The sequence below is a fragment of the Peptoniphilus vaginalis genome, from assembly GCF_900176605.1.
Lineage (GTDB): Bacteria > Bacillota > Clostridia > Tissierellales > Peptoniphilaceae > Peptoniphilus_A > Peptoniphilus_A vaginalis.
In genome coordinates this window covers 444,658-471,001 of the sequence record NZ_FXLP01000004.1, presented here as the reverse complement: position 1 = coordinate 471,001, position 26,344 = coordinate 444,658, and the positions used below count along the sequence as shown (strand labels likewise).

Here is a 26,344-nt window from a genome sequence, read left to right as displayed (position 1 = left end):
AACCTCACTTAAATATAAAAACTTCTTTGATATCCTTGCCCAAGACCTTGCAAATCTTGTAGGCTGTCTCAAGGGTTGGGCTAATGGTGTTGTTCTCGTAAGCCATGATTGACCTCCTCTTTAGTCCCACAGCCTTGGCTAGCTTATGTTGAGAGAGTCCAAGTTCCTTCCTGTACTGAGCAATTTTATTTTCTATTACTACATTTTCTATTTCCATTAAATCACCTGGTGTTTTTGGTTACATTTATAGTACCAAAATTTGTTCTTAACTTCAATAAATTTTTTGCAAGAAAAAATCAGTGACTTCCATCACTGACTTATAAATTTATTTTATTTTTTCAAAGGTCCTTCCCTTGTCTTTTGAAATGTAAGTGGTCTTGTTGTTATTTATGTCTTTGAAGTCCAAGTGGATGGTCCCATCTTCATCCATCCTTCCAGAAGCTTCTGGACTCGTCTCTTCAAGTTCAGATATAAATTCCATATCGTCGCCAGAAATTTTTACAAGGAACCAGCGAGACCTTGCCCCTGCCCTGTCAACTTCAAGGAGTCCATAATCAGAATTTTCTATCTTTATGGCATCAGAAACTTCAAAATTTTTTAAAACTTCTTCCTTGTTTTCTTTTACTACTCCCTCATTCTCTTTTGCTTCCTCTAAATCCTGATTTTTATTTTCTTCTTCAGCTTTAGGACCATCAAGACCTTCTCTTCCATAAATCAAAGTTTTTAAAATTTCTCTTGTGTCCTCATTCTCAATCTTATTTAAATCAGCAAAGGTATCTTTTATTTCATCTTCACTTAGCTTGTCCATGGTGATGAAGTTTTTTCTGTAGACTTCATAAACTGGATCCAGCCAACCCACATCTAAGATGTAAAACTTTTCATCATCATAGGTAACTTGTCGGTTGTCCTTGCCAGCAAAAGCAAAGACCATAAGTATGCAAGCCATTGAGATGAGGCAAAGTCCTATTAAGATTAGACCCACAAGAACCTTTAAGTACCTGTTAAACTTAAAATTTAAAATCTTATAAATAGAAAAAATTTGTAGGGCAAAGAAAACTAAATAGCTAAGACCAAGTATGACGTTGTTAATCATTGGAATAAATTCAATTTTATTAATTAGAATCAAGGTCCCAACGACTTGCCCAAAGGAAAGCAAGTAAAGAAAAATATATAAAAGTTTTTTATTTTTTAAAGTCATAGGCTCCTCCTAATAATCTTTTCTTACATTATAAATAATTTTCAAAAAATTTATACAAAAAAATTAGGAGAACTCATCTCCTAATAATTTTACATATTATCTTTTACACCAACAGCAACCATCCTTGCCTTAGCACGAACTTCGCCATCAGCTTCCATCACCATGTTAACAATTACCTTTCTCTCGCCAATTTCTTCAGCAGTAGCAGTAACTGTAACTTCCTTGTCCATTGGAGTTGGCTTCTTAAAATCAACTTCAAGTCTTGCTGTAATAAATCTGCCAATAACTGTGTCCTCATTAAGTTCAAGTCCAAGGTCTCTGTGCTTGAACCAAGCAGCGGAAGCAGTACCGTGGCAGTCGAAGATCATGGCAATCATTCCACCAAATAGGTTAGCAGGAACTCCACCAGTGTAAACTGAATCAGGAGTAACCCTTGCGATGCATTCACTTCCATCTTCAGATGGGTAAGATCTTAGATGCATTCCTTCGTGATTCTTTGGTCCACAACCCCAGCAGTATTGAAATCTTTCGCCGTAAGTTTCTTGAATGGCAATTCTTTTATTCTCTGACATAATATCCCCCTCATAATCTCATTTATAATTTTATTTTATCACAACTGCTTCGCAATTTCTTCTTTTCATACTCCTATTCCTTTGCTTTAAAGTCAAAAGCCTTAATACAAAAAAATTCATGCAAAAAGCTTGCATGAACCTTTAAAATTTAAAATTAAATTACATATTCGTAAGTCCACCGTTTGAAAGCAAAATTTATCCCTTGATATTAGATGCTTGATCTGATTCAAGGAAGAGAAGATTTGCAGCAATTTTTTCTACCTATAATTTTCTATGTATTTTCTTTTGGCTTTTTTAACCTAACTCGCCCTCTAAAAATCTACAATAGTATGAGTTATTCCTTGCTAAGATTTCGCAGTGGTTAAAGCCCTTCCAAATTTTTACTTTTACATTTGGAAGTTTTTTCTCAATGATCTTCTTCGAATCTTTTAAATTAAATTCTTCTGACCCGTAACAAAAAATACATTTTTCTTGGTCTGCCTTGGATAGCTTAGGGACTTTTACATAAACAAAACTCTTAACAAGGTTGGCCACGCTTTTTTTATCCATGCCAATAAGAGATTCTGCAATAATATTGCTCCATTGCTTGCCATAAAATTTTTCAATTTCATCTAGGGCAAACTTCCTATCTTTAAGTGCCTTTTTTTGCTTATCCATTACAAACTTTCTAGCAAAAATTTCCTTTATTTTAGATCCTTCTGACAGGGAACAAGCTTCAAAGATGCACTTGTTAAATTTTATTTTTTTAGAATTTAATAAGTCTAAGAGAACCACTCCACCCAAGGAGGCCCCGAAGGCTAAGTCTATTTCTCTTATGCCTTTTTCTAACAAATAGCTTTCAATTTTTTTCGCTTCAATCTCACTTGATTTAAATACTTCCTTCGACTTGCCATGACCTGCTAGTTCTGGAATTATATACCTATAATCACTTGGCAGCTTATCAGCTATTAAATTTTTCATTGCCTCTGCAGTAAATCCAAGAGGATGTATAAGTAATATTGTCTTTTTATTATCTTTGTTTACTTCTATAAAATCCATTTACCTAACCCTTGCTAAAGTAATTTTTGTGTCTCTTCTTAATTAGAAAGACTTGCTTCAAATTATTGCTAAAGTTCTAAGGAGATTATATGTTAAATGAAAAATATTTTCAATCTTGTGTATTTGCTTGGCGCCTCTATCTTGTTGCCAAAAATTAGACTTATCAAAGTAGCTTTGTTTTTTGAAAGTTAATCTATACTTGTTCCTTTGCCTTTCTATAGTTAGATAATTAAGACCATACTAAGTTTGTCTTTATATAAAAAAAGATTCATGCAAAAAGTGATGTGTACCCATAAAACTGGACACAATATTCAATTAACTAATTGTAGTGGATGCTAACCTATACTTTGTAGGTGGCATCCATTTTGTTTTGGATTGAATTCTTTCATTATTGTAATAATCAATATATTCCTCTATTGCTCTCGAAAATTCTTCAAAAGAGCTATAGCTCTTTTCATAACCATAATAAATTTCATTTTTTAATCTTCCAAAGAATGTCTCCATAATGGAGTTATCATAACAATTTCCCTTCCTTGACATTGATTGTCTTATACCATGTTTTTTAAGCTCATTCACATAATATTTATGTTGGTATTGCCATCCTTGATCTGAATGCAGTATTAGATTATTTAGTTTTGGAAATTTGTTAAATGCTTTTTCTAGCATATTGGATATTTGTTTTAAATTAGGGTGTAAGGATAAGTCATAAGAGATTATCTCATTTGTATACATATCAAGTATTGGAGATATGTAGCATTTACCCCAAGAAAATTTAAACTCTGATACATCAGTGGTCCATTTTTGCAGAGGTCTATCTGCCTTGAAATCTCTATTTATTATATTATCAGCTACTTTCCCTATCTTACCCTTATATGAGTGATATTTTTCCTTAGATCTTTTTCCGAATAGTTTTAACTCATGCATTATCCTTTGAACTCTTTTATGATTTATGACATAACCTTGACTTAGCAACTCCATATATACTCTTCTTACTCCATATCTTCCTTTGTGTAAGTTAAATATTTGAGTTATTTTATCTGCCACATGACTATTCTTAATTTTTATTTTATCAATTTTATTTATTTCAAAATAGTATGTTGACCTTGGCATATCAATAGCTATTAAAAGATATTTTAGTCTGTATCCTTTTTCTTTGAGTTCTTTGACAATCGCTGCTTTTTCGCCTTGAGTTGCGCAGCGTAGCGTTCTTCTCTCAAGGCGATCTCTTTTTTTATTATTTCATTTTCTGCCTTTATATATTCATTTTCTGCTCTAAGTTTTATTAGCTCTTCTCTTTCAGATTCATTAAGTTCTTTTGCTTTATGGTTATTTTTACTTTTCATGCTTGGATTTTTGGATTTACGACCTTTCTTTTTATTAACAAGACCATTATATCCATAATTTTTATACTTGTTAACCCATGAATAGAGTTGTCCATCATTAATTCCATATTCAATTGCTATGGACTTTATTGAATTTCCAGCTAACACTTTAGATACCATTTCTAATTTCTCATCAGGTGTCCAATTGATATTATTTCCATGTTTTAAAATTTCTGGTCCATGAAGTTCTTCTAACTTAAACCATATTCTAATTGAATTATGAAAGATTTTTTCTTTTGTTCCTTCAGGTGTATTGGGCCATTTACCTTCTCTATACAACTGTACACATTCTTTTTTGAATTCATAACTATATTTCATAAAAAATACCCTCCTTACTGGTTTGTCCAGTAAAGAGGGTACATATCAAAGCTTGCATGAACCTTTAAAATTTAAAATTAAATTACATATTAGTAAGTCCGCCGTCTGAAACCAAAATTTGTCCGTTGATGTTGGATGATTGGTCTGATGCAAGGAAGAGAAGATTTGCGGCAATTTCTTCTGGGCTTGCAACCATCTTGTCAAGCTTTGGTCCCCTCATTACAACTTCTATTCCCTTTTCATCGACGTCATTTAAGTTTTCTAATATTTCTGTTTGAATTCCACCAGGTGCTACAGCGTTGCAGCGAATTTTGTCATTGGCATACATGGCAGCAGTGTTTCTCACAAGACCATGGATGGCACTCTTTGACATAGTGTAAGCAACTCCAGCCTTGCCACCTCTTATGCCAGCTATTGAAGTTGTTGCAACTATTGAACCACCAGCTGTCATTAGAGGTATAGCTGACTTAAAGAGTCTAAAGGATCCCTTTACATTTACTTCAAAGATCCTGTCGAAAGTTTCTTCTTGACAGTGAGTTACAGGTTCAAACTTATCCATTATACCAGCGTTGGCAATTAAAACATCAAGCTTGTCATTTTCGTTTTTAACCTTTTCGAAAAGTCTATCAACATCTTCTTGCTTAGACACGTCACCTGCCACTGGAATTATTTCTCCCTTGTAGCCCAAGGACTTTGCTTCTTCAGCTAGGGCTTCCAACTTTTCCTTCCTTCTTGCAAAGGAATAAACTTTTGCCCCTTCCTCTGCTGCCATAAGGCTAGTAGATCTACCTACACCAGATGAAGCACCAGTAATAACAAGAACTTTATTTTCAAATCTCATAATAACCTCCTTTATTTGCTTTACTATAATACCATTGTAACAAATTACAGGATAATTTTTTATATTAATTTACTTTTCTAACTTCACTTGTCAAAATAATTTTCGTAGTTATCTATTAAGAGTCTAAGTCTATCCACTTCTTCTTCAAGAAGCTTTCGTCCCTCATCGGTTATCTTGTAATATTTTCCCTTCTTATCCACTTCAACTCTTGTAATCAAATCATTTTCTAAAAACTGTGCCAAGAGGACGTAGAGTGTTCCTGGCCCTAAATTTATTCTTCCCCTTGTGATTTCACTTACCCAGGCTGTTATCTCTGCCCCATTTCTAACTTGACCTAGTGCCAAGAGGGTGAAGTACATAGGCTCTGTTAGGGTTTGGAATTGGTCTCTTGCCATGATTACACCTCCAAGATTCTTGCAATCTCTTCTTGGACCTTTTCATCTTTGAAGTTTCCATTTACTTCTAAGACCACATTCTTGTATAAAATCAAATAGTCTTCTTCGCCAGATAAGATATAAGTCCTGTCATAAGGATATTTTTGAGAAATGTCTTTTACATAGTCAGCCCTATAAGGGTGATTTTTTGCATTTTTTAATATCCTTTCAAATAAATTTTCTGCAAGGTCTTGTGACTTCACAACAGTCTTTTTTATGCCAAGCTTATTTTTTTCTGATGAGTAGTAATCGCAGCTTTCTGTCAAGAAACTTCTTCTTTCCCTAGTCTTTGTAAAATCTCCCATCACTTGGCTTTCAATCTCATTAGAAGTAGAGAATTTATCGATTAATGTAGAGGTAAAGACATTTGTAAATATAACAATTAAAATTATCATTGAGATTAAGATAATTTTTTTATTGCCTCTTTTTATGTTCATGGCTTTAATTTTTTTGCGATAGAAATAAATAAAAGAAACCATAATAAGCGTTGGCAGCAAACTTATTAGCATTCCAAAAGAATTTGAATCCCCACTAGGAATCAAAAATTCTGATCCAAAGGCAAGTATTATTAAAATAAGTGGAATATAAAATATTAAGACAAAGCCCTTAGAAAAAGTAAATCTTGAAAATTTTATTTCACTTATGCTTTTTACATCCTTATTTCTCTTTTTAAAAAATATACAATCTCCCAAAGCCAAAGCATCAAAAAGAAAAAGTAAAATGGCAGCCGGCCCCATAAATATTAGGTAATTTGAATAAAATATTTCTTTAGAAAAAAACTGAGAAAAAACAAAAAAAGCTAAGAATCCTAAAACTATAAAATTAATGATAAAAGAAATTGTTTCGCCCCTCACGCCCTTCTTTAAAATTTCAATTTCGTCTTTTCCATCATTATAAAGGGAGTCTCGGCTTCCTTCATCAAGCTTATAGATGTTTATGTTGAAGGTCCTGTCTACAAGATGCCAACCAAAATCTCCTGCCATCTCATCAAAGTCCCTTAATTCATCTTTTGAGAAGGCAGAAAAAGATCCTTCATTGGGAGCAATCGAAATTTTGTATCGCACATCTTCTGGTTCAACTTTTTTAAACTTGTGGATGAAGGGCAAAATTATTTTTTCAATTTGCCAACCCTTCTTTGCCATGTCTTCGTACCACTTTTCAACAAGTCCAAAGTTTGTATAAGTTAAGTATCTTGACTTTAACATTTTATTTCCTCCTTTAGTATCGACTGTCGATAATTGAATTATATATCGATACTCGATAGATGTCAATAAATTTAAAATTTTTTAGAGATTTTTCCTCATCTTTATCAAAATTCTGTAAAAATAATTTTTGTAAAAAACAAGGTGATGTTGCAGAATAGATGATTCTACTCTGCGACATCATTTTTTTATCAAATATTTAAGTTTAGCCATTATGTTTTTTGCTTTTAAGTTATTTTCTGGATAGATTTATCTTGTTTCATATAAAAATGGGTGCACTTAATAAAGCTGGCTTTAATGAATATTTTTTTCTTAAGCAGCTTTGTATTTTATGATTTCTAGGTTATTATTTTCTATTTTTGATGTCAGTTTATTTAAGTTTAGTGCTATTGATATGAGGCATATCTCACTTTTTATATTTTCTTTTCCTCTGTGGTGGAATCTGTTGTAGTTTAAGCCTGATTTTATTTTGGAGAATGCTCCTTCGGCTTGTATTGATCTATTTATTCTTTCTTCTATTCCTTGGTCGGATTTTATGTTTTTTAAGGATTCTTCTCTATATTTTTGAAATGTTTCTGATATGTAGATTCCTTTGGTTTTTTGTCCTTCTTTGTTCCAATCGAAGCATCTGTAGACTTTTGTTGTTGTTACGTATCCACTTTTTCTTTTTCTGTATCTGTCACTGCATCTTATGAATTCTTTGCCTTCTTGTGATGTGTATTTGTCTTGTCTTTCATCGTATTTTAAGCTTTTCTTAAATTCTTGCTCTTTTTTATATTTTCGTGTTTTTGACTTTTCATAGTTTGATGGTTTTATGTAGGATGTTAAATTATTTTCTGCTAGATATACATAGTTTTCTTCGCTTTCGTATCCTGCATCTGCTACTATCTTGTTTAGCTTGTTTGGATTTTTTTCTAGAAGGTCTTTTAAGAATGGTTTTAGGGTGTACATATCAGATGGATGGTGGGATATGTTTTCTCCTATGATGAAGCCTGATGCACTTGCTAATTGGATATTGTAGGCTGGTTTTAGTTGACCATTTTTCATGTGGTCTTCTTTCATTCTCATGAAGGTTGCATCATGGTCTGTTTTTGAGTAGGAGTTTCTGTTGTCTCCCATTATTTCTAGATGTTTCTTGTAGCTTTCTAGTTTTTCTTTCCATTCTTTTAAATGTTCATAGTCTCTTTGTTCTTTTGTTTTTCTTTTTCCTTTTCCATAAACGAATTTTATTTTTTTCTCTTTGCAGTATTTTCTCAATTGCTTAAAGATTGTTGTTACTGCTTGAAGTACTTGGCCTGGAATTAGACTTTTACTTAGTCCTAGTTCTTCTTTTATTTTTTCTATTAATTTTTCTTGCCATTTTTCTATACTTCCTCTCCATACAAAACTATATCTGTTGGCATAGGCTTCTATCTTTGTTCCATCTATATAGATGCTTGATAGGTCTATCTGTTTTTCTTCTATCAGTATTTGTACCATTTGATTTAGTAGTTCTGGTGTTAGTTCTTGTATTTTCTGTCTAAATCTATTTATTGTGCTATGGTCTGGTGGTTGTTCTGTATCGAGTAGGTACTTAATTCTTAAATCATATTTGCATGATTTTTCTATTTCTCTTGATGAAAATATTCCTTCTGAATAGCAGAATATTATTATTTGAAGCATTGTTACTGGATTTACAGTAGGTTTTCTTCCAAGTGATGAGTAGACTTTTTTTAGTTCTGATAGATTCATCCTTTCAATTATATTTTTTACAAGCCTTAGTTTAACATCATCTTTTATATATATTTCTGTATTAAAGTTTAATCTTAGTTGAATTGTATCATTAACTAGTGTATAGTTAGTTAATGATGATGTATTTTTAGCGGTTTTCATAAATACATTGTATCAAAAAAGACGAGGATTTTTATGTTTCCTCGTCTTTTTTCTATGATGGGACTTTTGCAACAGCCCCTTATCCTTATATGACTTCTTGTTTTAATAAGTCCATGGTTAATTGCCGCTATCCTTAAGCTTCTTATTCGACATAAGCTTTAAGCTTATAAAAGTCTTCTAGCCTAATAATAATTACTTTTAAGTTTCTATTTCCTTCCAATAAAAATTTTTGAACCAGAAAGGCCTAACCACTTAGCTTCCTTGGGGTCAATAAATATTCCCCTTGTTGTGTCTATTAGTTTTATATCTTTGTATCCTTCTTTTTTAAGTTCTTCGATAAATTTTTTTATATCTCCGTAATTTGATTTCTTAATCAAATCATGTATGGCAAAAACACCACCTTTTTTAAGAACACGCAAAGTTTCCAATAGTAGTTTCTGCTTATTATGTCCCATTATATTGTGATAAACGTAGTTGCTTGTCACCACATCGAAGCTTTCATCTTCAAAGGGAAGTTTCACTGCATTGCCCTCTTCAAATCTCACATTGGAAACACCTTCAGCCTTTGCATTGTCTTCACAAATCTTTTTAGAAAACTCCACTTTGTATGAACCGCTCCAAATATCGCAGCCCACCATGGTCGCTTTTGGATTTCTTTTTGCACAAGCTATGGTAAGTGCACCGCTGCCACATCCTACATCTAGTCCAACTCCACCATCTGGTATCTCAACATATTGAGCCACACCTTCTATAATAGTTTTGGCGAGTTTCCTCTTACCCCTATAGTCAAAGCTTCGATACATAAAGGAAAGCATAATTGAAAAAAATAGAAGTATTAATACTCCAATTCCTAAAATAATTCCACAGATAATCCTAAGACTTCCACTGAAAACAAGGTCTGTCCCTGCGAAAATTATAAAGAGAATAAAAGTAATTATAGTCCCTCCGATGAAATTCCTAAGTAAACTTACAGGAACCCAGTTTCTATAGTCAGGCTTTGTTTTCTTGTTATCAATAAAATTTGATTGTTTCATAAACATTCCTCCTTTAAATAATAAATTTTATAAAATTCCCCTTTATCAACTAAAATAATGATTCTAACCCTTTACTTTATAATCTTATAAATTCATATTAGTATGGTTTATAAATAAAGATAAGTAGTAAATAAAATAAATTAAATTGAACCAGCCACCGCATATAATCATGTGTAGACCTCTCGGCAATTTACCAAGAAGTGGCGTTAGGGTAATAAGAACTAAGGGAGTGAGTAAGACTTGCCAGCTTGGAAAGATTGTCAATCCAAAAAGAATCATTATCGCAAGACCCAAGTTGCCAAGGCCCATAAATCCAAAAACTAACTTGGCTTGAAATTTTAAAAATTTTAAAAACTCATCAAAGGCTTCCTTGCCCTCGTGCCTTGACAAGAGACCTAAGTAGGCAAATTGAAGATGATAGGCTCCTCCAAAAATAATTCCAAAAGAATTTATTAAAAATAAAATCCAAGCAAGATTTAAAAATTTTTCTTGGCTGGCTAAGACCATGTGATAGAATCCAAGCAAATATAAAAATGATCCTAGAGGTCCTAAAATGCCACCCAGATATAATCTCTTTGTGCCGAGATTTTTCATTATTTCAACGATACTATTTATCTTGTCCTTCTTATCGTAATCTTTGCGGTCGTAGTAGAGGAACATGTCCCCCATAAACATTGCGATAGATCCCAAAAGACCTATTAAGATGCAAGTGTGTAAGTTCATATAAAACTCCTTTGTAACTTTAAATGCTACTTATTTTCGCCTTAATTATACAACTTGAAAAAATTAAAATCTATTAGAAAGCTACGAGAATAAAATTAGGCTCCCCTTTCTTTTTTCTTTATATTTGAGATCGCATTGTGTAAAAATTTTTTAACTACTCTATTCACTCCCAAGCTATTTATTTTTGATTGAAGAGGAAGGCTAAGATGTTTTAAATGTAAATTTTAAATATAAAAATAACACCCACATAAGTGGATGCTTTGCCTTACTTCTTATTTATTTAGGATTTTATTTTTTTCAATTTGAAACTCATCTTCATTCAAAATACCTTCATCAAGTAACTTCTTTAATTTCATTAGTTCATCCGCTACAGAGCTAATGTTCATTGTATTATTTGAATTTGTATTTCTTTCAATTAGTTCATAAATACTTTCTTTTATCTTAATGACTTCATCATTATATTTCTTATCAAACATTACAGTGTTCTCATCTTTAGTAGCATCAAAAAGTCCTTTTGTGTTTTCATTTCCGCCAGATAAGGTCAATTGTATATATCCATTAGTCCACTTTGTCCCAAGTTTTAATTGTATGGCAGATATCCTAGATATTAAAATTTCTTTATCTCCCTTGAAAAAGCCTTGAGTTAACTTAGAGATTGCTCCTTTTCTTTTAATTACTATCCTGTTTTCGTATACCTCTAATTGCCCATTAACACCCTCTAAATTAAAAAGTATTCCTTCCAATATAAAAATCCTCCTTTTTCCTTTATTATATCAAACCAAATAATTAAAATAATAAAAAATTTGCACTATCAACTTTCTATCCAGATTGTATTTATCTTAACTTCTTTGCTTACTCAACTTTACTGACTTCAAATAATGGTCTGATTCTAATTTTTTAAAAAATTTATCTATATTGTAATTCCTGTGGAAAGATAAGGTTACTTTAATCATTAATTTATCATCTATGTCCTCATCAATTATATCAAATTTTCTAACTTCAACGCCCTCTTTCGAAGCAAAGTTTAGAAGGCTCTCTTCATCATAATTATTAGTATCAAATAACATTATGTAAGACTTTCTTGTTCTCTCATTTATGAAATCACTAACCCCCATTAAGGATATCAAGGTCACGAGGCAAATTACAGTTGCTATTACTGCTCCTTCATAAAATCCAATCCCCACTGCAAGTCCAATTGCTGCAGATAGCCATAGGGTTGCAGCTGTGGTAAGACCTGACACTCTGTTTTTTGTTTGAAGTATAGTGCCTGCACCCAAGAAACCAATCCCACTTACAACTTGAGCTGCAAGACGTGCAGTATCTTGTCCTGCATTGTCAGATATTTTCCCAAATCCATCTATCCCTATAAGCATAATTAAGCAAGCTCCAACGCTGACAATAATATGAGTTCTAAAACCAGCTGCCCTCTTCTTGGTTTCCCTTTCTAGACCGATAATAGCTCCTAGAAGGGCTGCTAATAAGATTCTAACAGTCACTAAAAATATATCCATTCTCTCCCTCCTTACATAAATTTTATACTTATTAATGAATAATATAATTTTATAATTTCGACTTATCTACTTTGTAGAAATTTGTTTAACGTATTTAATTGCTATAAAGATAAAAATATTCTATACAACTTAGAAGAATAATACATACTTCATAGATTGACTTACCACTAAGTATAACAAGTAAACTTTCCTATTCATAGGTCCATAGAAGAACAAACTTGTAGTAATTATTTTATGACAGTCACAACAATTCCAATAATAAACTCTGTTAACCCCACCTTCTTAGCATAGGATTCTGTTTTTCTTCCATATTTAAAATCTGACTCAAATCCATTAATCAAATTATATTTTTCTTTAAAATAAATTAAATAACCGAAAATAATAAAAACTAGACCTACTAGGATAAGTATTATTTTCAATAAAGTCATAGAACACCTCTCTTAAAACTTATTGGGTGGACAAGTATTTTGTAAAAATTATACTACAATGAATTCCACTGCTTCTATTGACTTTTTTCTTGGTAAAAATTATAATTTAGTTAGAAAGTACGAATTTCTAACTAAGGAGGTTTTGTTATGTTAGTTGAACTAAAAGCTAAATCACAAGTCACTATCCCAAAAGATATAGTAAACTCCATGGAATTAAATCAAGGCGACCAATTTGAGGTAACTGAAGACAATGGAAAAATCATACTTGTTCCAGTTGCAGTTTATCCAGAGCATGTCATAAAAAGTTTAAAAGCTGAAGTGAAAGAAATTAAAGAATCTATAAAAAATGGAAATCAACCAATCTTTGATTCAATTGACTCTCTATTTGAAGAGTTGGACAAATAATGTCCTATAAAATTACTTATTCTAAAGCCTTTAAAAAGCATTACAAAAAACTATCTGATGATGAAAAGAACCAAACTAAAAACAAACTCAAGTTTTTCGTAGAAAATCCTACTCATCCATCTTTAAGAACCAAGAAAATACAAGGTGCAGATGGAATATGGGAGTCTTCTGTTAATATGGGTATTAAAATTATTTGGTTCTATGAAAATAATGAGTTGATATTTCTTTTAGATGTTGGACATCACGATATCCTAGACAAGTTTTAAAAAAAATTAATATAATACAAGCATGAGTTGAAAACGAAGGTTTTGCGGGTGATGCATTTATGCGTCACCCGATTTTTATTTTAAATACCTCTATTCTCTTGAGATTAAAGTAATACATTCAGCGTGGCTTGAGTGGTCAGTCTGGATAAAATTTGAGATTTTTCAAAAGCCTCGTATGTGGAAACATATTTATTCTAAACTATTTCTAAATTCTTTTAACATTTTATTTAAAACCAACGCATTTTCATATTCTTCAACAAATGCTCCCTCTTTGTACTGAGAAAAATTCGGAATATTTGGTACATATACATTTTTTAAATATTCATTTCTCTTATACCAATTATTCCTAATAAATTCTTTAAATTCTATGCGTTCTTCTTCTGATTCAAATAATAGTACAACTTCAAATAATCTGTCTCTAGAAAACTTATCACTAAAGCTTTCCTGAAAATAGAAAAACTGATTTAACTTATAAAGAAAAGTTCCTTTCGTAAAATACCTATATGAAAAATCCCAACTAAAGCTATTGTTTTTGTCTAATGTAATTCCATCTATTTCAGGGCAAGGCGTAAAATACCTGCCTCCATCTAAAGCAACCCCACCTAATTCTTTCAATAGTGTCTGATGATATCTAAATTTTATATCATACCAATGCGACCTTGAATCTACTTGAGAAAAAAAATAATATCTGTATCCATCTCCTTCGTCTCTAGCACTCTCATATTCAATAGTGAACTCTGGAAAATACTTGTAGTACTTTTGCATTTCACCATATGGACCATCATTCCAATTTTCATAATCCTCAAGATAAATCTCAAATCTTTCTAAAACTGTTTGAGTTAGTCCAAATCGTTTTTTACACAAATATTCAACTTTATCTAAATCTGCTGATCTATCTACAGGTGTGTTAGTATCTTGAATTCTCGTGTAAATATAATTTGCCCTAATTCCCTGAAAGTTATCTGTCAAATAATATGGTGTGTTATTGTCATTCAATATCACCATTACATCAATTGTTTTACCTAATATTTGATAGCTTTTTACATATACCGTTGGTCTTAAACCACCCGCAAATTTTTTGCCTTTTAGAAAATCAACTATGTTTTGAGTGTTTTTCCTTCCATCGTCTTCACTTATATCTCTAACATTATAATTATCTTCTTCGTCGACACCTATTATTATAAAAGCGTCTCTACTATCTAAATTATTAGACATGCAAATAATATCATGAAGCAAATTTTGCTTTCCTTTACTATCAGATTTATACCATTCTTTCTTAAAATCCCAGTAGCTACCTTCTTGTTTTAAGTCAATTAAATCTATAATTTTATGCATACATATCAAAATATCACCTACATCGTTGCTTTTTCTGATTTTATTATACCATCCTATATAATATAAAAAACAGCTCACTTGGAGCTGCATTTTAGTAATTGTTCTTTTAGCTTATTATGCAATCATTAAATAATGTTTACCCATTTTCCTATAAACCCTAAGTACTTTAATTCTACTGATGGATATTTATTAATTAATTCTAACAAGTCAGTATGAAATTTATCGTAGTAATCACCTTCAGCTAATATTTTGAGATTAATTATACTGGCAAAAATAGTGTTGTTTGAAATACCAAGTCTTGAAAATTCTCTATACAACTTTGGTGTCTTAGTTAATTTTGCACCATAAAGTCTTCCATAGTGAGCACAAATATTCCTAACATAAGACAAATTTTCAATCCAAGATTCTAAATAATTATAGTTGACATCAAATACTTTTGCAATTTCTCTTTTATCCTCATTTTTCATATTTTTATACATTTTGGAAAGTGTGCCAAAACTTGCTACTTCTATTACAGCATAGAAGGGAATCTCTCCTCCTTCATAGTTTTCTTTAAAGTTATGTATAAATGGTGACTTCTCATTCCTATTTATCTCTCTTTCTAATTCCTTTAAAGTATTCATCTGGAAATTCTTTTTCTTGTAATTATTTAGATCCTTATATCCAAAATTTCCATATTTTAAGGAAAAGTAATTTGTAATTACGGCTCTTAAATAAACTTCTATGTGTTCTATCAGAGAAAATAAAATATGACGAAACTCCATATCAAATAAATATAAATCAACTATATTCTCAAAAGTAGTACCCTCTATGTATTCTCCATTTTCTTTTAAAGTTATACTATACGCTTTAATAAGTCTATAGTACGAAACTCTATTAAGTGCGCTTTCCGCATAGTTTTTATTTTTAATTTGTAAACCTAAAGATATTAAATTTTCTATTTGTTTGCTTACATCTATGGGAGTTTGATGAGTTTTCTTCAATTTGTTTCTCCTTATAATCAAAAGACCCGACTTGGTCCGCATTGTTAAGAGGCGTGTCGGGTACTGTTAGCTATTATAATATACCATTGGCTCTTATTTGTCAATTTTTAACAAATATTACTATCTAAAGGTTAACTATATCTTAGCTGCTAATCAACCTCAACTTAAACTCATATCTAGAATTTATTTTAATCGTTTTTTATTATTTATAATACTGCGTCTATAAACAAATTTCAGGTTTGTTTTTAATCAGTTTCATATTTTGTTCTTAACTTTTTAATTAAAATTCTCATTAATCCAGCTATAGTTGAAGAATTTAAATACGCTTGCCCAAAATGATGAGTGGCATAGCTACCTATATCTTCCCCTAAAATTTCTTTAGCTTCCTTCTCGGTTATAAATTCATTAAATATGGCAATGTCATCCTTAAACTTACTTTTATAGATTCTCTCATATTCTTCCAAGCCTCGGTTTATCCAAAATGTATCATAGTAGGGTTCCTTATATGCCTTTAACCAATCCCACATAATTTCAGGGTCATTAACATTAGGGTTTTCTAAATGGCATCTTTTACAAAGTAACACATAATTCGAAGGAATATCTTCACCACCCAAAGATCTTGGAATTATATGACATCTCTCTAGCCTTCTTTTTGATCCACATCTCCAACATCTTTCTAATGCTTCCGATGCATCAACACTTAAGTTGCTTTCATCAATTCTAGAAAACCAATAATCACATATTTCTTCTTTCGTTGTTTTAATTTCTTTAGTCATCTTTTCTCCCAATTATTTACATGTTACTTTAAATTTACAATCATATTCCAGATTAATCTTCTAGAAATATTTTCGTATTTAAGTCTTTTTTCCACTTCATATGATAATTTTATATGATGAATTTTATTTTAGTCCTATATCTAGCATTAATCAATATTTGTTTAGCTTATAATGTCTAAACTAAATTCCTAGCTAAAACAATATCACTTTTATCTTGATATATTGGTATGCAATTAATATCTAGTAATTCATTTATTAAGTATATTCTATCTGATTTGTTAATATCTAAAATCAAAGCCTTGGACATAAAAAGCAATGTCCCTGTACCTATTATTTGTAATTTCTCTATTGTTTTTGCTAAAAAGTATTTAATGATTTGTGTTTTCTCATAAAAATCTTTCGGCTCATCTATTAGATTAAAATCATCTATTATAGCAACGGAGCCTATTCCTCCAACTTCATTGCAATAAACGTTATAAGCACTTGCCACATATTCTAAATCACCAGAAATACTATCGGCTAATAATAACATATCTTCAATATTATAAATATTAAAGATATAAAAGGTTATACTAGCTATAAACTTTTTAGCTTCTACCTCGTCTTGCCATAAATATTCGAAAAAATCTATTCTTCCCAGCATAATATCATCATATTCACAATCAGACGTTAAAAAAATTTCAAAATCAATTATCTTATACTTTTGAGAAAATTGATTGGATTGATATGTCATCTAAACCTCCATATTCTGGTAAAATCAATACTTTAATGTACTCAGCAATGATATCTTGATCAAGAATTTCTCCTTTAATAGCAATATGTCTTAAATCATCAATATATTCGGCTTCTTCTTCAAACTCTAACTCTTTCTGTAGATCAAACTTGTTCAATAACTTTATTCTTTCTACATTTATTGAGTTTTCTTTATAAAGATAGGAGACAAATTTTGATTCTACAAATGCTGTTACATATAAATGAGGAAAATACATATTATTTTTTTCTTCTACAATATATTCAAATAAAATTTTGTTATTATTATCGCTAGTAATGCTAATTTCCTCTGTAAATTGGCTAAGAATATTGACCGTGTTTCTAATATAGTTCCATATATATTCTGATAAAGATAAACAATCTTCAACTGAAGGTGGAGAATGATTCTCATGTTCTATTAGATTTCTAAGCTTAAGATACTTACTTAATGTTAAGGTTTTTATAATTTCAAAATACTCTAAATCTCCTAAAAAATCTTTAGTTTTCTGTTTAGAACTATACTTTATATTATCAATCCCTAAATTTTTTCTTAACTCCACAGATGTTACATTAAAAGCTCTTTTAAGAGATAAGAATCCTTGGTTTAGCTTTTCTTTATTTTCATTGCAATTTAATATAGTATTATTTGCTTCATTCCATATTTCATAAGCACTATTTAGCCCATAAATTTTACCAACATTCATAACCCTACCAATTCATACAATCTTCAATAATCTTTGAATCTATCCATACATTTTCTAAAAAATTGCCTTCCATATTCACTCCCTATTAAATAAAAATTGTTGTAGTTGGTTAATCTATCCTAGAAATTAATGTAATACATTCTGCGTGAGAGGTTTTGGGGAACTGGTCTACTATTTCTAGTTCTTCTATTTCATAGCCTCTTTCTTTAAAGACTCCGAGGTCACGGACTAGGGTTACTGGGTTGCAGGATATATATAAAAACTTTTCTGGGTCGAAGTCTATTATCTTGTCTATGGCTTTTGGGTTTATTCCTTCTCTTGGTGGGTCAAGAACTATTAGGTCTGGGTTCTTGTCTAGGTCGTCTAATACTTTTAAGACGTCTGCTGCTATGAACTCGACGTTGCCGATTCCATTGAGTTTTGCATTTTCTCTCGCGGCTTCTACTGCTTCTTCTACTATCTCTACTCCTATAACTTTTTTTGCTGACTCTGCTAGGACTTGGGTTATGGTTCCTGTTCCTGAGTATAAATCAAAGACCAACTTATCCTTGGCGTCAATTTTTTCTCTTGCCATCTTGTAGAGGACTTCTGCTGATTTTGTATTTGTTTGGAAGAAGGAGAAGGGACTTATTTTAAATCTTAGTCCAAGGACTTCTTCTTCTATGTGTTCCTTGCCATAAATTAATTTCATTTCTTCTGGCACTATGGCATCTGAGAGTGCATCATTTATTACGTGATAGATTGATATGATTTGTCCCTTGAGGTCTAGGTTACGTAAAAATTTTATAAAGGCTTCTTCATCAAGCTTGCTTTGGCTTGATGTTGAAAGTAAAACCATTATCTCTCCTGTCTTTGTTGCCTTTCTTATTAGGAGATGACGGAGGAAGCCTTCGTGTCTCTTCCTGTTGTATTGACCTTCTCCAAGTTCTTCAAAGTAATTTCTCACTCCTGCTCTTATCGTGTTGAAGTCCTCGTCAACAATCTTGCAGTCAGTGGTGTTTATTATTTCGTGAAATCTATTCTTCACGTGAAGTCCAAGTGATAGGGGTCCACCCTTGTACTCGTCACCAAAGGTGTATTCCATTTTGTTTCTGTAGTTCTTGTGGACTGGCGATGGAATAATTTCCATTTCTCTTTCAATTCCATTTTCTTTAAATAAATTTTTTATTAATTCTTTTTTGTATTTAAGTTCATCTTCATATCTTAGAGTTTGATAAGTACATCCGCCACACTTTTCAGAGTGAGGGCACTGACTTTCTATTTCTATGTCTGATCTTTCTATTACGTTAAGAAGCTTTGCCTTCTTTGACTTCTTGCCTCTTACTTTTATCTCAACTCTTTGACCAACTATGCCACCCTTGAAGTGGTATTCTCTATCTTCAAAGCTTCCTCTTGATAGGTTGGGAAATCTTGATTTATCTATTTTAACTATGGTACTCATTTCTTCACTCCTTTAGAGAAATTATATCAAATTAAATATGTCGCCTCAATTTAATAGCTTAAGAAAAATTGGCTACAATTTTTAATTTTTTTATAGTCTTTAATTTATTTTTTCTTTTATTTGGTATAATACATTTGACAAAACTTTGTTGGTGGGTAGTCCCACGAAAATTTTTTGGAGGTATTTTATGAAAAAAACATGGTTGGTATTGCTACTTGCAATGCTAATGACTCTTACTGCTTGTGGTGGTAACAAGAAAGAGGCTAAAGCTGATGGCGAAGGTAATGTAATTGAAAATTTAAAAATTCAATTTGTTCCTTCAAGAGAACCTGACGAAATTGTAACTAAGACTGAACCACTTAAGGAAATCTTAAAGGCTAAGCTTGCTGAAAAAGGTTACGATGTCAAAAATATTGACATCACAGTTGGTACTAACTACGAATCAACTGGTGAAGCCCTAAGTGCTGGCTCAGTTGATGTTGGATTTATCCCTGGTGGAACTTATGCTATCTACGATGATGGCGCTGAAGTTCTTCTTACTGCAACAAGAAAGGGACTATCTATTGATTCTGAAGATCCAAAGGAATGGAACGACAAGAAGCCTACAGAAAAGATTGACGACCAAGTTGATTTTTATAGATCACTTATAATCGCTGGTCCATCTGCAAAGGGTCAAGAACTTGCTGCAAAAGTAAATAAGGGCGAAAAGTTAACTTGGGAAGACCTTGCAAGTGCTAAATGGTCTGTAATGGGATCATCTTCATCTGCTGGTTACATCTACCCATACCTATGGTTACAAAAGAATTATCAAAAGGGCCTAACAGATCTTCCTTCAGTTGTTCAAGCTGACTCTTACCCATCTTCAGTGGCAAGACTTGCTTCTGGCCAAGTTGATGTTATGGTAGGTTTCTCTGATGTGAGAATGGACAACGCTGAAAAATGGCAAAAAGAATTTGGTAGAACTAAGTCTATTTGGGATGAAACAAATGTAATTGGTGCATCTGATAAAATTTACAACGATACAATTTCAGTTTCTAAGAACTCAGAAATTATGACAGATGACTTCAAAAAAGCTCTTCAAGATTCTTTCATTGAAATCGGTGAAAGTAAAGAAGGAAAAGATATAATTGCTATCTACAGCCATGAAGGTTACAAGGTTGCTGATGACAAGAACTATGACGGTGAAAGAGAAGCACAAAAATTATTAAAAGAACTTAAAAATTAAGAAAGGGCTTCATTAGAAGCTCTTTTTTATGAGGAGAATTATGATTGAATTTAAGAATGTAGATAAAGTTTATCCTGGTGGATTTAAGGCCCTTAAAGATATTAACTTGACTATTAATGACGGCGAGTTCGTTGCCATAATAGGAAGGTCTGGTGCTGGTAAGTCTACCCTAATTAGAACTATAAATAAGATGCACGACATTAATGCAGGGACTCTTACTGTTGATGGAGTTGATGTGAAATCTCTAAAGGGAAAGGACCTTCGCAAGTTTAGGAGAAATATTGGGATGATTTTCCAATCCTTTAACCTTGTTGAGAGAATTTCTGTTATTAAAAACGTAATGTCTTCCTTTGTTCCTGATTTAAATCCCATCCAATCCCTTCTAGGAGTTTATCCAAGGGAATGTAAGCTAAAGGCTCTTGAAGCCCTTGAACAAGTTGACATACTTGACAAGGCCTTCGAAAGGGCCGACAACCTATCTGGTGGTCAACAACAAAGGGTTGCCCTTGCTAGGACTCTTGTCCAAAACCCAAGTATTATCCTAGCTGATGAACCTGTTGCAAGCCTTGACCCTGTCACTGCAAGACAGGTTATGGATTATTTCAAAAAAATCAACGAAAATCTTGGAATCACTATCCTACTAAATATCCACCACGTTGAGCTTGCCCTTGAATATGCTTCAACAGTTCTTGGTGTTCGTGATGGAGAGATAATTTATTATGGTCCAGCCAAGGATGTGGACGATAAGGTTTTAAAATCTATTTACGGAGATTCCTTTGAAGAAATAAAAATGGAGGAAGTATGAGCCTCTACTACAAAATTTTTAAACCAAAAAAACATACCTTAAAGTCTGGTAAAGAAGTCTATGAGAAGCCAACTTTGACACTACCTATACTTATACTCTTGCTTCTATTTACCATCCTTTCAGTAAAGGTTACAAATTTTTCACTTACAAGTCTTGTGAAAAATATTCACAAGCTTTCTGCCATTTTATCTCCAATGTTTAAGCCAAACTTCTCCTACTTCCCTTCAGTTGTGGGACCACTTTTCGACACAATAAAGATGTCCTTCTTGGGATCCTTCTTGGGTGCAGTTTTGGCAATGCCCTTTGCCTTCTTGGCATCAAACAACATGGTAAATAACAAGGTCATAAACTGGATTGTAAAATTACTTTTCTCAATCCTTCGTACCATTCCAACCCTTGTATCTGCACTTATAGCAACTTATATTTTTGGACTTGGTGCCTTTGCTGGTACAGTTGCCATATTTTTATTTTCCTTCTCCTATGTTGGAAAGTTAACTTTTGAGCAAATTGAAACAGTAAATATGGGAGCCTTTGAGGCAATGATCTCCATGGGCTTCACTAGGACTATGGCATTTTTCAAATCTATTGTGCCAGAGATTCTTCCCTTTTATTTATCAACTGCCCTTTATAACTTTGAAGGTAACGTAAGATATGCTGCCATCCTTGGTTATGTTGGTGCCGGTGGACTAGGACTTCTTATTAACGAAAATATTAACTGGAGAGACTACAACCGTGTGGGCATGATACTCTTGATGCTACTTATAACAGTATTTGTCATCGAGAATATCAGCTCCTACTTTAGAAGAAAGTTGAATTAATATGTCAGAAAAAGCAATAGAAAAACTAAAATCAGAACCAAAAAATCATGTCTACATCTTGATGATTGTGGCAGTGGTTTTATTTATGATAATCTGGTCATCTTCTGTAATTAATTTTGATTCTGCAACAAAAGATGGGATGGAAGTAGCCAAAAATATTATTAAGGGGATTTTTAACCCCAATAGGGACATGCTCTTTAACCTAACTACCAAGGGAGTTCCTTACCTCCTACTTGAAACTATTTGTATAGCCTTCTTGGGTACACTTGTGGGAGCAATAATTGCTATGCCACTTAGCTTTTTGGCATCATCAAATATTGTTCCAGCTCCCCTAGCTTATCTAGTTAGACTTCTTATTATCTTAATAAGAACAATTCCATCAATTGTTTACGGTCTAATGTTTATTAGAGTTACTGGACCTGGTCCCTTTGCAGGCCTTATGACTATGTCCTTTACATCTATTGGTATGCTTACAAAATTATTTTCAGATAACATAATGAACCTTAACAAGGCAATACTAGAGTCCTTCTCATCAATTGGGGCCACAACCTTCCAAAAGATTCGCTTTGGTATAATTCCACAACTTTTTGCCAACTTCGCATCAACAACAATTTATCGTTTCGACATAAATTTAAGAGATGCTTCAGTCCTTGGGCTTGTTGGAGCAGGTGGTATTGGTTCACCACTTATGTTCGCTATAAACTCCTACAAGTGGCGTGAAGTTGGTGCCATCCTCTTGGGACTAATTGTTCTTGTTTTATTTATTGAGTACTTCTCAACAAAAATAAGGGCAAAATTAGTAGGTGAAAAATGATTTTAAAAATAATTCACACATCAGACTTGCATGGATATTTTTTCCCAACAGACTATCTTGATAGAGAAGAAAAAAACACAGGATACTTATCCCTTTTAAATAAGATAAAAAAAGATGATAAGACCATCCTAACTGACGGAGGAGACATCCTTCAGGGGTCTTCCTTCGCCTATTATGTAAAAGAAAATTTAAACTCAGATGTGGTGGCAGACATAATGCAAAATGTAGACTACTACACACTTGGCAACCACGACTTCAACTATGGCTACCACTACCTAAAGACTTATGTGGAAAATATGAGGGGCAAGTTGCTTTGTGCCAACGTCAAAGATAAGACTGGTCAAATTAAGTTTGAGCCCTTTGCCATAAAAGAAATTGCTGGCTACAAAATTGGAATTGCAGGCGTGGTTACAGACTGGGTCAACCTCTGGGAGAGAAAAGAAAATCTCGTGAACTTTGAAATCACAGATGCCTTTGAAGGAGCCAAGAGGGCCCTTGATGGACTTAAAAAAGCAAATACAGATTTTAATATTTTAATCTACCATGGTGGCTACGAAATTGACCTAGAAAGCGGCAAGAAACTTTCAGAGACCACAGAAAATATTGGTGGAAGGCTTGCAAGAGAATTGGACTTCAATCTAATCTTGGCAGGTCACCAACACATGGAGATTTCTGCTTACATTGGTAAGACCCTTGCTATTGAAACTCCAGCTAATGGAGCAAAGGCTGCCCTAGTTGAAGTTGACCTTGCCACAAAAGAAATGAAGGCTTCCTTCATAGAGCCAAAGCTTGGAGAAAACAAGCTAATAGAAAAATATAGGGACGTAGAAGAAAAAGTCCAAGACTATCTCGATGTCCCAATAGCAAAACTTAGCCGTGACTACTTGCCAGAGGACAGGATAAAAATGGCTCTTAAGGGATCAGACCTTGCAGACCTAATAAACAAGATCCAGTTGGACTACACAGGAGCAGATATTTCAATCACTTCCTTTGCCAATGTTATCTCAGGTCTAAAGAAGAACTTGACCACAAGAGACGTCCTAAACACTTACAGGTTCCCTAACACAACAGTGGTACTTGAAATCGACGGCAAAGCTCTTAGAGCTGCCCTAGAACAAAACTTTTCCTACATCGAGTATGATGGGGCCTATAAGATTTCAAAGAAGTTTTTGGAGCCAAAGAAAGAGCACTACAACTTTGACTACTTCTATGGCATAGACTTTGAAAAGGACCTAACAAAAAAAGTTGGCGAGAGAATTGGCAAAATCTTCTTTAAGGGCAAGGCGGTTAAAGACACAGACAAGTTCTCCCTTGTTATGAACAACTACAGGGCAACAGGAGCTGGTGGCTTCGATATGTATAAGGACCTTAAAGTAATAAAAAATTACGACAAGGAAACATCAGAGATCTTGCTAGATTATTTTAGAAAATTATAAAAACATACATTACAAAAGAGACTTCGGTCTCTTTATTTTTTTGCTATTGATTTACAGCTTATGATTTAAAAAGATTACAATAAATTGAGACAAAAAAATAAGACAGTCGCCTGTCTTATTCATAAAGATTTCTGCCTCCAAATTTAATCTTGCTATTATTTAGAGCCTTCTTTTGTGGATAGTTGTAATTAGAAATCATCGACCTAAAAAGCGTAGCAGCTTCTGACCTCCTAATTGATCTTGAGGGATGAAAGTTACCATCAGAGTAACCTCTTAGAATCCCTGCATCCACAAGGGCGCCTACATAACCCCTTGCCGAAGGGCTTATCCTTGCCCTGTCGCCAAACTCATTTGTTGAAGCTTCCTTCGGTGGTAGCGAATATACATACCCAAGAATTTCTGCAACTTCTTCTCGTGTAATTTCCCTATTTGGATTTAGCCTACCTGTAGTTGGTGTAATGTAACCCGCCTTTATTCCCTTAGCTACATCAGTGTAAAACCAATCAGATGTACTTACATCAGAAAAAGTCACAGTATAAGTCTTATCATATCCCACTAGAGAATTTACAGTGGCATAAAACTCTGCTCTTGACATATTTTCATTAGGTTTAAAAGTTCCATCTTGGTAACCAGACATAATCTTCTTGTCAGTTATAAAATCGACTGAAGCTTCTGCCCAATGACCTCTTGTGTCTCTAAAAGTTCTTGCAGATACAGTGCTTGTCAAAATCAATGCTGAGGAGATAATAATCAATGAAGTCTTTTTAAAAATCTTCATCTTAATCACCTTCACTTTTATTATATATCATAGCCCGCTAATTAACAGGTTTTCTATTTTAAGTTTCTGTTACAAAGGATTTTTTGGTGTAACACTCATGCAATATTGCTTCATTTATTATCATAAATATAATAAATTACCACTTTGTCCTTGCATTTAACTTGTAAGATAGAAAAAACTTGTGATAATTTATAACTTTATAAAAATCTACAACCTTGTAAAATCTTATTGCTCTGTAAATAATTATGACTTTGTAAATAATTATGACTTTATAATAAATTAAAAATGAATCTCCTTTTACTAACTTTAATTAATTTGCAATTAAAAAAAAGAAGAGTTTATATTATAACTCCTCCATAAGATAAAATTTATAAACTTTAAATTCGTTATAAGGCTCTTTCCTTTTATAAACTTATGCCACTTAACTTATCTCTTAAAATTGGGCAAATAAAAAGAGAACAGATTATGTATTCAATAACTGTTCTCTAAGGGAAGAAAAAAGATGATGAAGTTTTCACTTCATGTATATTGTACTTTAGATAATTATTTTTGTCAACGCTTTTATGAAAATATTTTCAAGGAATTTTATTTTAATTATATTAGCTTATTTTCAATACTACACAAGTCTTTAAGCCTGCCTATTAAGAATATTATGAATATATTTTCATATACTTGCCTAGAGGTCTTTTTATGGTAGAATGATAAGAGAGGTGATATTTTGTTAAAAGATATAATTTTGAAAAGAAGAAGCGTTAGAAAATATAAAGACAAAGAAGTTGACAGAGAAAAGTTAGAAGAACTTTTAATGTACGCATCCATGGGACCAAGCAACGGCAACTCCCATCCAGTAGAATTTATAGTAGTTGACGACAAGGAAAAGATTGAAGAGCTTTCCAACATGGACTCCTTCGCAACCCTTTACCTTAAAGAAGCTCCAGTAGTTGTAATTGTCATAGCCAACACAGATATTTGCAAGACTTGGGTAGAAGAAGCTTCACTTACAGCAGCCTACCTCCAACTCCTACTTGAAGACGAAGGACTTTCATCTTCTTGGATCAACGTTAGAGAAGGAAACACTGCCGGCAAGATTTCTTATGAAGAATACTTCGCAGAAAACTTTGGTGTGAAAAAACCTTACAGGGCCCAATGCCTAATCCCAATTGGCTACAAAAAATCTGGCACAAAAGACCACGAAGAATTTGACGTATCTTCAAAGGTACACTACAACAACTTTTAAATAAAACAAAAAGGCGGT

General features: G+C 32.7%; 30 protein-coding genes. 8 read left to right on the top strand and 22 right to left on the bottom strand.

Annotation, left to right across the window (positions count from 1 at the left end; all coding sequences use genetic code 11):
- Window positions 1–4: 4 nt before the first annotated feature.
- The 15 genes from CAN42_RS03590 to CAN42_RS03520 all read right to left on the bottom strand — a co-directional run bounded on the left by CAN42_RS03590 (window position 5) and on the right by CAN42_RS03520 (window position 12,553).
- Entirely contained in the window at window positions 5–217 is a 213-nt protein-coding gene (locus tag CAN42_RS03590) for a helix-turn-helix transcriptional regulator (protein ID WP_085875570.1), read from the bottom strand.
- A 108-nt stretch (window positions 218–325) separates the two neighbouring features.
- Window positions 326–1,198 carry a hypothetical protein gene (locus tag CAN42_RS03585; protein WP_085875569.1) on the bottom strand — a complete coding sequence of 291 codons (873 nt, stop codon included), beginning with the start codon at window positions 1,196–1,198 and terminating at the stop codon, window positions 326–328.
- Between the two features lie 89 nt (window positions 1,199–1,287).
- Complete coding sequence (locus tag CAN42_RS03580) at window positions 1,288–1,770, bottom strand: acyl-CoA thioesterase (protein ID WP_085875568.1); 483 nt, start codon at window positions 1,768–1,770, stop codon at window positions 1,288–1,290.
- A 294-nt stretch (window positions 1,771–2,064) separates the two neighbouring features.
- Complete coding sequence (locus CAN42_RS03575; RefSeq protein ID WP_085875567.1) at window positions 2,065–2,808, bottom strand: alpha/beta fold hydrolase; 744 nt, start codon at window positions 2,806–2,808, stop codon at window positions 2,065–2,067.
- A 315-nt stretch (window positions 2,809–3,123) separates the two neighbouring features.
- The gene (locus CAN42_RS03570) at window positions 3,124–3,978 is read right to left on the bottom strand and encodes an IS3 family transposase (protein WP_135100538.1); all 855 of its coding nucleotides are present in this window, start codon (window positions 3,976–3,978) and stop codon (window positions 3,124–3,126) included.
- Complete coding sequence (locus CAN42_RS03565) at window positions 3,942–4,508, bottom strand: helix-turn-helix domain-containing protein (protein WP_085875244.1); 567 nt, start codon at window positions 4,506–4,508, stop codon at window positions 3,942–3,944. The genes CAN42_RS03570 and CAN42_RS03565 overlap by 37 nt, the downstream gene beginning before the upstream one ends.
- An 82-nt stretch (window positions 4,509–4,590) precedes the next feature.
- Window positions 4,591–5,349: an SDR family NAD(P)-dependent oxidoreductase gene (locus tag CAN42_RS03560; protein ID WP_085875566.1), complete on the bottom strand. Its 759-nt coding sequence runs from the start codon at window positions 5,347–5,349 to the stop codon at window positions 4,591–4,593.
- 83 nt (window positions 5,350–5,432) lie between these two features.
- Entirely contained in the window at window positions 5,433–5,744 is a 312-nt protein-coding gene (locus CAN42_RS03555) for a PadR family transcriptional regulator (RefSeq protein ID WP_085875565.1), read from the bottom strand.
- Window positions 5,745–5,746: 2 nt separating this feature from the next.
- Window positions 5,747–6,988 carry a DUF2812 domain-containing protein gene (locus CAN42_RS03550; RefSeq protein ID WP_085875564.1) on the bottom strand — a complete coding sequence of 414 codons (1,242 nt, stop codon included), beginning with the start codon at window positions 6,986–6,988 and terminating at the stop codon, window positions 5,747–5,749.
- A gap of 309 nt (window positions 6,989–7,297) precedes the next feature.
- Window positions 7,298–8,857, bottom strand: coding sequence for an IS1182 family transposase (locus tag CAN42_RS03545; RefSeq protein WP_085875246.1), 1,560 nt, complete (start codon window positions 8,855–8,857; stop codon window positions 7,298–7,300).
- Window positions 8,858–9,063: 206 nt separating this feature from the next.
- Complete coding sequence (locus CAN42_RS03540) at window positions 9,064–9,891, bottom strand: class I SAM-dependent methyltransferase (RefSeq protein ID WP_085875563.1); 828 nt, start codon at window positions 9,889–9,891, stop codon at window positions 9,064–9,066.
- Window positions 9,892–9,975: 84 nt separating this feature from the next.
- Complete coding sequence (locus CAN42_RS03535; protein WP_085875562.1) at window positions 9,976–10,614, bottom strand: DUF6796 family protein; 639 nt, start codon at window positions 10,612–10,614, stop codon at window positions 9,976–9,978.
- Between the two features lie 272 nt (window positions 10,615–10,886).
- Window positions 10,887–11,357 (bottom strand): DUF4429 domain-containing protein, encoded by a 471-nt coding sequence (locus CAN42_RS03530; RefSeq protein WP_209019197.1) that lies wholly within the window; start codon window positions 11,355–11,357, stop codon window positions 10,887–10,889.
- A gap of 96 nt (window positions 11,358–11,453) precedes the next feature.
- Window positions 11,454–12,125, bottom strand: coding sequence for an MgtC/SapB family protein (locus CAN42_RS03525; RefSeq protein WP_085875561.1), 672 nt, complete (start codon window positions 12,123–12,125; stop codon window positions 11,454–11,456).
- A 227-nt stretch (window positions 12,126–12,352) separates the two neighbouring features.
- Entirely contained in the window at window positions 12,353–12,553 is a 201-nt protein-coding gene (locus CAN42_RS03520; protein ID WP_085875560.1) for a DUF3784 domain-containing protein, read from the bottom strand.
- Between the two features lie 147 nt (window positions 12,554–12,700).
- Here CAN42_RS03520 and CAN42_RS03515 point away from each other — a divergent pair, with 147 nt between their 5' ends.
- A complete protein-coding gene (locus tag CAN42_RS03515) occupies window positions 12,701–12,958 on the top strand; it encodes an AbrB/MazE/SpoVT family DNA-binding domain-containing protein (protein ID WP_085875559.1) in 258 nt (85 codons plus the stop codon).
- Window positions 12,958–13,224, top strand: coding sequence for a type II toxin-antitoxin system RelE/ParE family toxin (locus CAN42_RS03510; RefSeq protein ID WP_085875558.1), 267 nt, complete (start codon window positions 12,958–12,960; stop codon window positions 13,222–13,224). The genes CAN42_RS03515 and CAN42_RS03510 overlap by 1 nt, the downstream gene beginning before the upstream one ends.
- 189 nt (window positions 13,225–13,413) lie before the next feature.
- Here the strand turns inward: CAN42_RS03510 and CAN42_RS03505 are convergent, their stop codons facing one another.
- The 6 genes from CAN42_RS03505 to rlmD form a co-directional block, all read right to left on the bottom strand.
- Window positions 13,414–14,559, bottom strand: coding sequence for an ATP-binding protein (locus tag CAN42_RS03505; protein ID WP_245149837.1), 1,146 nt, complete (start codon window positions 14,557–14,559; stop codon window positions 13,414–13,416).
- Between the two features lie 125 nt (window positions 14,560–14,684).
- On the bottom strand, window positions 14,685–15,542 hold the full coding sequence (locus CAN42_RS03500) for an Abi family protein (protein ID WP_085875556.1): 858 nt from the start codon (window positions 15,540–15,542) through the stop codon (window positions 14,685–14,687).
- A 245-nt stretch (window positions 15,543–15,787) separates the two neighbouring features.
- On the bottom strand, window positions 15,788–16,318 hold the full coding sequence (locus CAN42_RS03495; RefSeq protein WP_085875555.1) for an HNH endonuclease: 531 nt from the start codon (window positions 16,316–16,318) through the stop codon (window positions 15,788–15,790).
- 175 nt (window positions 16,319–16,493) lie between these two features.
- Window positions 16,494–17,051, bottom strand: a complete 558-nt coding sequence (locus CAN42_RS03490; protein WP_085875554.1) for a hypothetical protein — start codon at window positions 17,049–17,051, stop codon at window positions 16,494–16,496.
- The gene (locus CAN42_RS03485) at window positions 17,014–17,772 is read right to left on the bottom strand and encodes a hypothetical protein (protein ID WP_085875553.1); all 759 of its coding nucleotides are present in this window, start codon (window positions 17,770–17,772) and stop codon (window positions 17,014–17,016) included. Before CAN42_RS03485 ends, CAN42_RS03490 begins: the two co-directional genes overlap by 38 nt.
- Window positions 17,773–17,881: 109 nt before the next feature.
- The gene (gene rlmD, locus CAN42_RS03480; RefSeq protein WP_085875552.1) at window positions 17,882–19,213 is read right to left on the bottom strand and encodes a 23S rRNA (uracil(1939)-C(5))-methyltransferase RlmD; all 1,332 of its coding nucleotides are present in this window, start codon (window positions 19,211–19,213) and stop codon (window positions 17,882–17,884) included.
- Between the two features lie 187 nt (window positions 19,214–19,400).
- Here rlmD and CAN42_RS03475 point away from each other — a divergent pair, with 187 nt between their 5' ends.
- Genes CAN42_RS03475 through CAN42_RS03455 form a run of 5 tightly spaced genes read left to right on the top strand, consistent with a single transcriptional unit; the run spans window position 19,401 to window position 24,311 of the window.
- Entirely contained in the window at window positions 19,401–20,438 is a 1,038-nt protein-coding gene (locus CAN42_RS03475; protein ID WP_085875551.1) for a phosphate/phosphite/phosphonate ABC transporter substrate-binding protein, read from the top strand.
- Between the two features lie 40 nt (window positions 20,439–20,478).
- Window positions 20,479–21,243, top strand: coding sequence for a phosphonate ABC transporter ATP-binding protein (gene phnC, locus CAN42_RS03470; RefSeq protein ID WP_062572263.1), 765 nt, complete (start codon window positions 20,479–20,481; stop codon window positions 21,241–21,243).
- Window positions 21,240–22,061: a phosphonate ABC transporter, permease protein PhnE gene (gene phnE / locus CAN42_RS03465; RefSeq protein WP_085875550.1), complete on the top strand. Its 822-nt coding sequence runs from the start codon at window positions 21,240–21,242 to the stop codon at window positions 22,059–22,061. Before phnC ends, phnE (CAN42_RS03465) begins: the two co-directional genes overlap by 4 nt.
- Before the next feature lies 1 nt (window position 22,062).
- The gene (gene phnE / locus CAN42_RS03460) at window positions 22,063–22,875 is read left to right on the top strand and encodes a phosphonate ABC transporter, permease protein PhnE (protein ID WP_085875549.1); all 813 of its coding nucleotides are present in this window, start codon (window positions 22,063–22,065) and stop codon (window positions 22,873–22,875) included.
- A complete protein-coding gene (locus CAN42_RS03455) occupies window positions 22,872–24,311 on the top strand; it encodes a bifunctional metallophosphatase/5'-nucleotidase (protein WP_085875548.1) in 1,440 nt (479 codons plus the stop codon). The genes phnE (CAN42_RS03460) and CAN42_RS03455 overlap by 4 nt, the downstream gene beginning before the upstream one ends.
- A gap of 115 nt (window positions 24,312–24,426) precedes the next feature.
- Here CAN42_RS03455 and CAN42_RS03450 read toward each other — a convergent pair whose 3' ends face one another.
- On the bottom strand, window positions 24,427–25,089 hold the full coding sequence (locus CAN42_RS03450; protein ID WP_085875547.1) for an S-layer homology domain-containing protein: 663 nt from the start codon (window positions 25,087–25,089) through the stop codon (window positions 24,427–24,429).
- A 718-nt stretch (window positions 25,090–25,807) separates the two neighbouring features.
- On the opposite strand from CAN42_RS03450, the gene CAN42_RS03445 reads away from it, so the two are divergent.
- Window positions 25,808–26,326: a nitroreductase family protein gene (locus CAN42_RS03445; protein WP_085875546.1), complete on the top strand. Its 519-nt coding sequence runs from the start codon at window positions 25,808–25,810 to the stop codon at window positions 26,324–26,326.
- The last annotated feature ends 18 nt before the right edge of the window (window positions 26,327–26,344 follow it).

Excerpts from the sequence above, each read along its gene's own strand:
- CAN42_RS03555 (WP_085875565.1), bottom strand. The coding sequence starts at position 5,744 with ATGGCAAGAGACCAATTCCAAACCCTAACAGAGCCTATGTACTTCACC.
- CAN42_RS03455 (WP_085875548.1), top strand. The coding sequence starts at position 22,872 with ATGATTTTAAAAATAATTCACACATCAGACTTGCATGGATATTTTTTC.
- CAN42_RS03565 (WP_085875244.1), bottom strand. The coding sequence starts at position 4,508 with ATGAAATATAGTTATGAATTCAAAAAAGAATGTGTACAGTTGTATAGA.
- CAN42_RS03575 (WP_085875567.1), bottom strand. The coding sequence starts at position 2,808 with ATGGATTTTATAGAAGTAAACAAAGATAATAAAAAGACAATATTACTT.
- CAN42_RS03540 (WP_085875563.1), bottom strand. The coding sequence starts at position 9,891 with ATGAAACAATCAAATTTTATTGATAACAAGAAAACAAAGCCTGACTAT.
- CAN42_RS03490 (WP_085875554.1), bottom strand. The coding sequence starts at position 17,051 with ATGACATATCAATCCAATCAATTTTCTCAAAAGTATAAGATAATTGAT.
- CAN42_RS03450 (WP_085875547.1), bottom strand. The coding sequence starts at position 25,089 with ATGAAGATTTTTAAAAAGACTTCATTGATTATTATCTCCTCAGCATTG.
- CAN42_RS03505 (WP_245149837.1), bottom strand. The coding sequence starts at position 14,559 with ATGCATAAAATTATAGATTTAATTGACTTAAAACAAGAAGGTAGCTAC.
- CAN42_RS03515 (WP_085875559.1), top strand. The coding sequence starts at position 12,701 with ATGTTAGTTGAACTAAAAGCTAAATCACAAGTCACTATCCCAAAAGAT.
- CAN42_RS03550 (WP_085875564.1), bottom strand. The coding sequence starts at position 6,988 with ATGTTAAAGTCAAGATACTTAACTTATACAAACTTTGGACTTGTTGAA.
- CAN42_RS03580 (WP_085875568.1), bottom strand. The coding sequence starts at position 1,770 with ATGTCAGAGAATAAAAGAATTGCCATTCAAGAAACTTACGGCGAAAGA.
- CAN42_RS03545 (WP_085875246.1), bottom strand. The coding sequence starts at position 8,857 with ATGAAAACCGCTAAAAATACATCATCATTAACTAACTATACACTAGTT.
- CAN42_RS03510 (WP_085875558.1), top strand. The coding sequence starts at position 12,958 with ATGTCCTATAAAATTACTTATTCTAAAGCCTTTAAAAAGCATTACAAA.
- CAN42_RS03585 (WP_085875569.1), bottom strand. The coding sequence starts at position 1,198 with ATGACTTTAAAAAATAAAAAACTTTTATATATTTTTCTTTACTTGCTT.
- phnC (WP_062572263.1), top strand. The coding sequence starts at position 20,479 with ATGATTGAATTTAAGAATGTAGATAAAGTTTATCCTGGTGGATTTAAG.
- CAN42_RS03560 (WP_085875566.1), bottom strand. The coding sequence starts at position 5,349 with ATGAGATTTGAAAATAAAGTTCTTGTTATTACTGGTGCTTCATCTGGT.
- CAN42_RS03485 (WP_085875553.1), bottom strand. The coding sequence starts at position 17,772 with ATGAATGTTGGTAAAATTTATGGGCTAAATAGTGCTTATGAAATATGG.
- CAN42_RS03525 (WP_085875561.1), bottom strand. The coding sequence starts at position 12,125 with ATGGATATATTTTTAGTGACTGTTAGAATCTTATTAGCAGCCCTTCTA.
- CAN42_RS03535 (WP_085875562.1), bottom strand. The coding sequence starts at position 10,614 with ATGAACTTACACACTTGCATCTTAATAGGTCTTTTGGGATCTATCGCA.
- rlmD (WP_085875552.1), bottom strand. The coding sequence starts at position 19,213 with ATGAGTACCATAGTTAAAATAGATAAATCAAGATTTCCCAACCTATCA.
- CAN42_RS03475 (WP_085875551.1), top strand. The coding sequence starts at position 19,401 with ATGAAAAAAACATGGTTGGTATTGCTACTTGCAATGCTAATGACTCTT.
- CAN42_RS03520 (WP_085875560.1), bottom strand. The coding sequence starts at position 12,553 with ATGACTTTATTGAAAATAATACTTATCCTAGTAGGTCTAGTTTTTATT.
- CAN42_RS03495 (WP_085875555.1), bottom strand. The coding sequence starts at position 16,318 with ATGACTAAAGAAATTAAAACAACGAAAGAAGAAATATGTGATTATTGG.
- CAN42_RS03590 (WP_085875570.1), bottom strand. The coding sequence starts at position 217 with ATGGAAATAGAAAATGTAGTAATAGAAAATAAAATTGCTCAGTACAGG.
- phnE (WP_085875550.1), top strand. The coding sequence starts at position 21,240 with ATGAGCCTCTACTACAAAATTTTTAAACCAAAAAAACATACCTTAAAG.
- phnE (WP_085875549.1), top strand. The coding sequence starts at position 22,063 with ATGTCAGAAAAAGCAATAGAAAAACTAAAATCAGAACCAAAAAATCAT.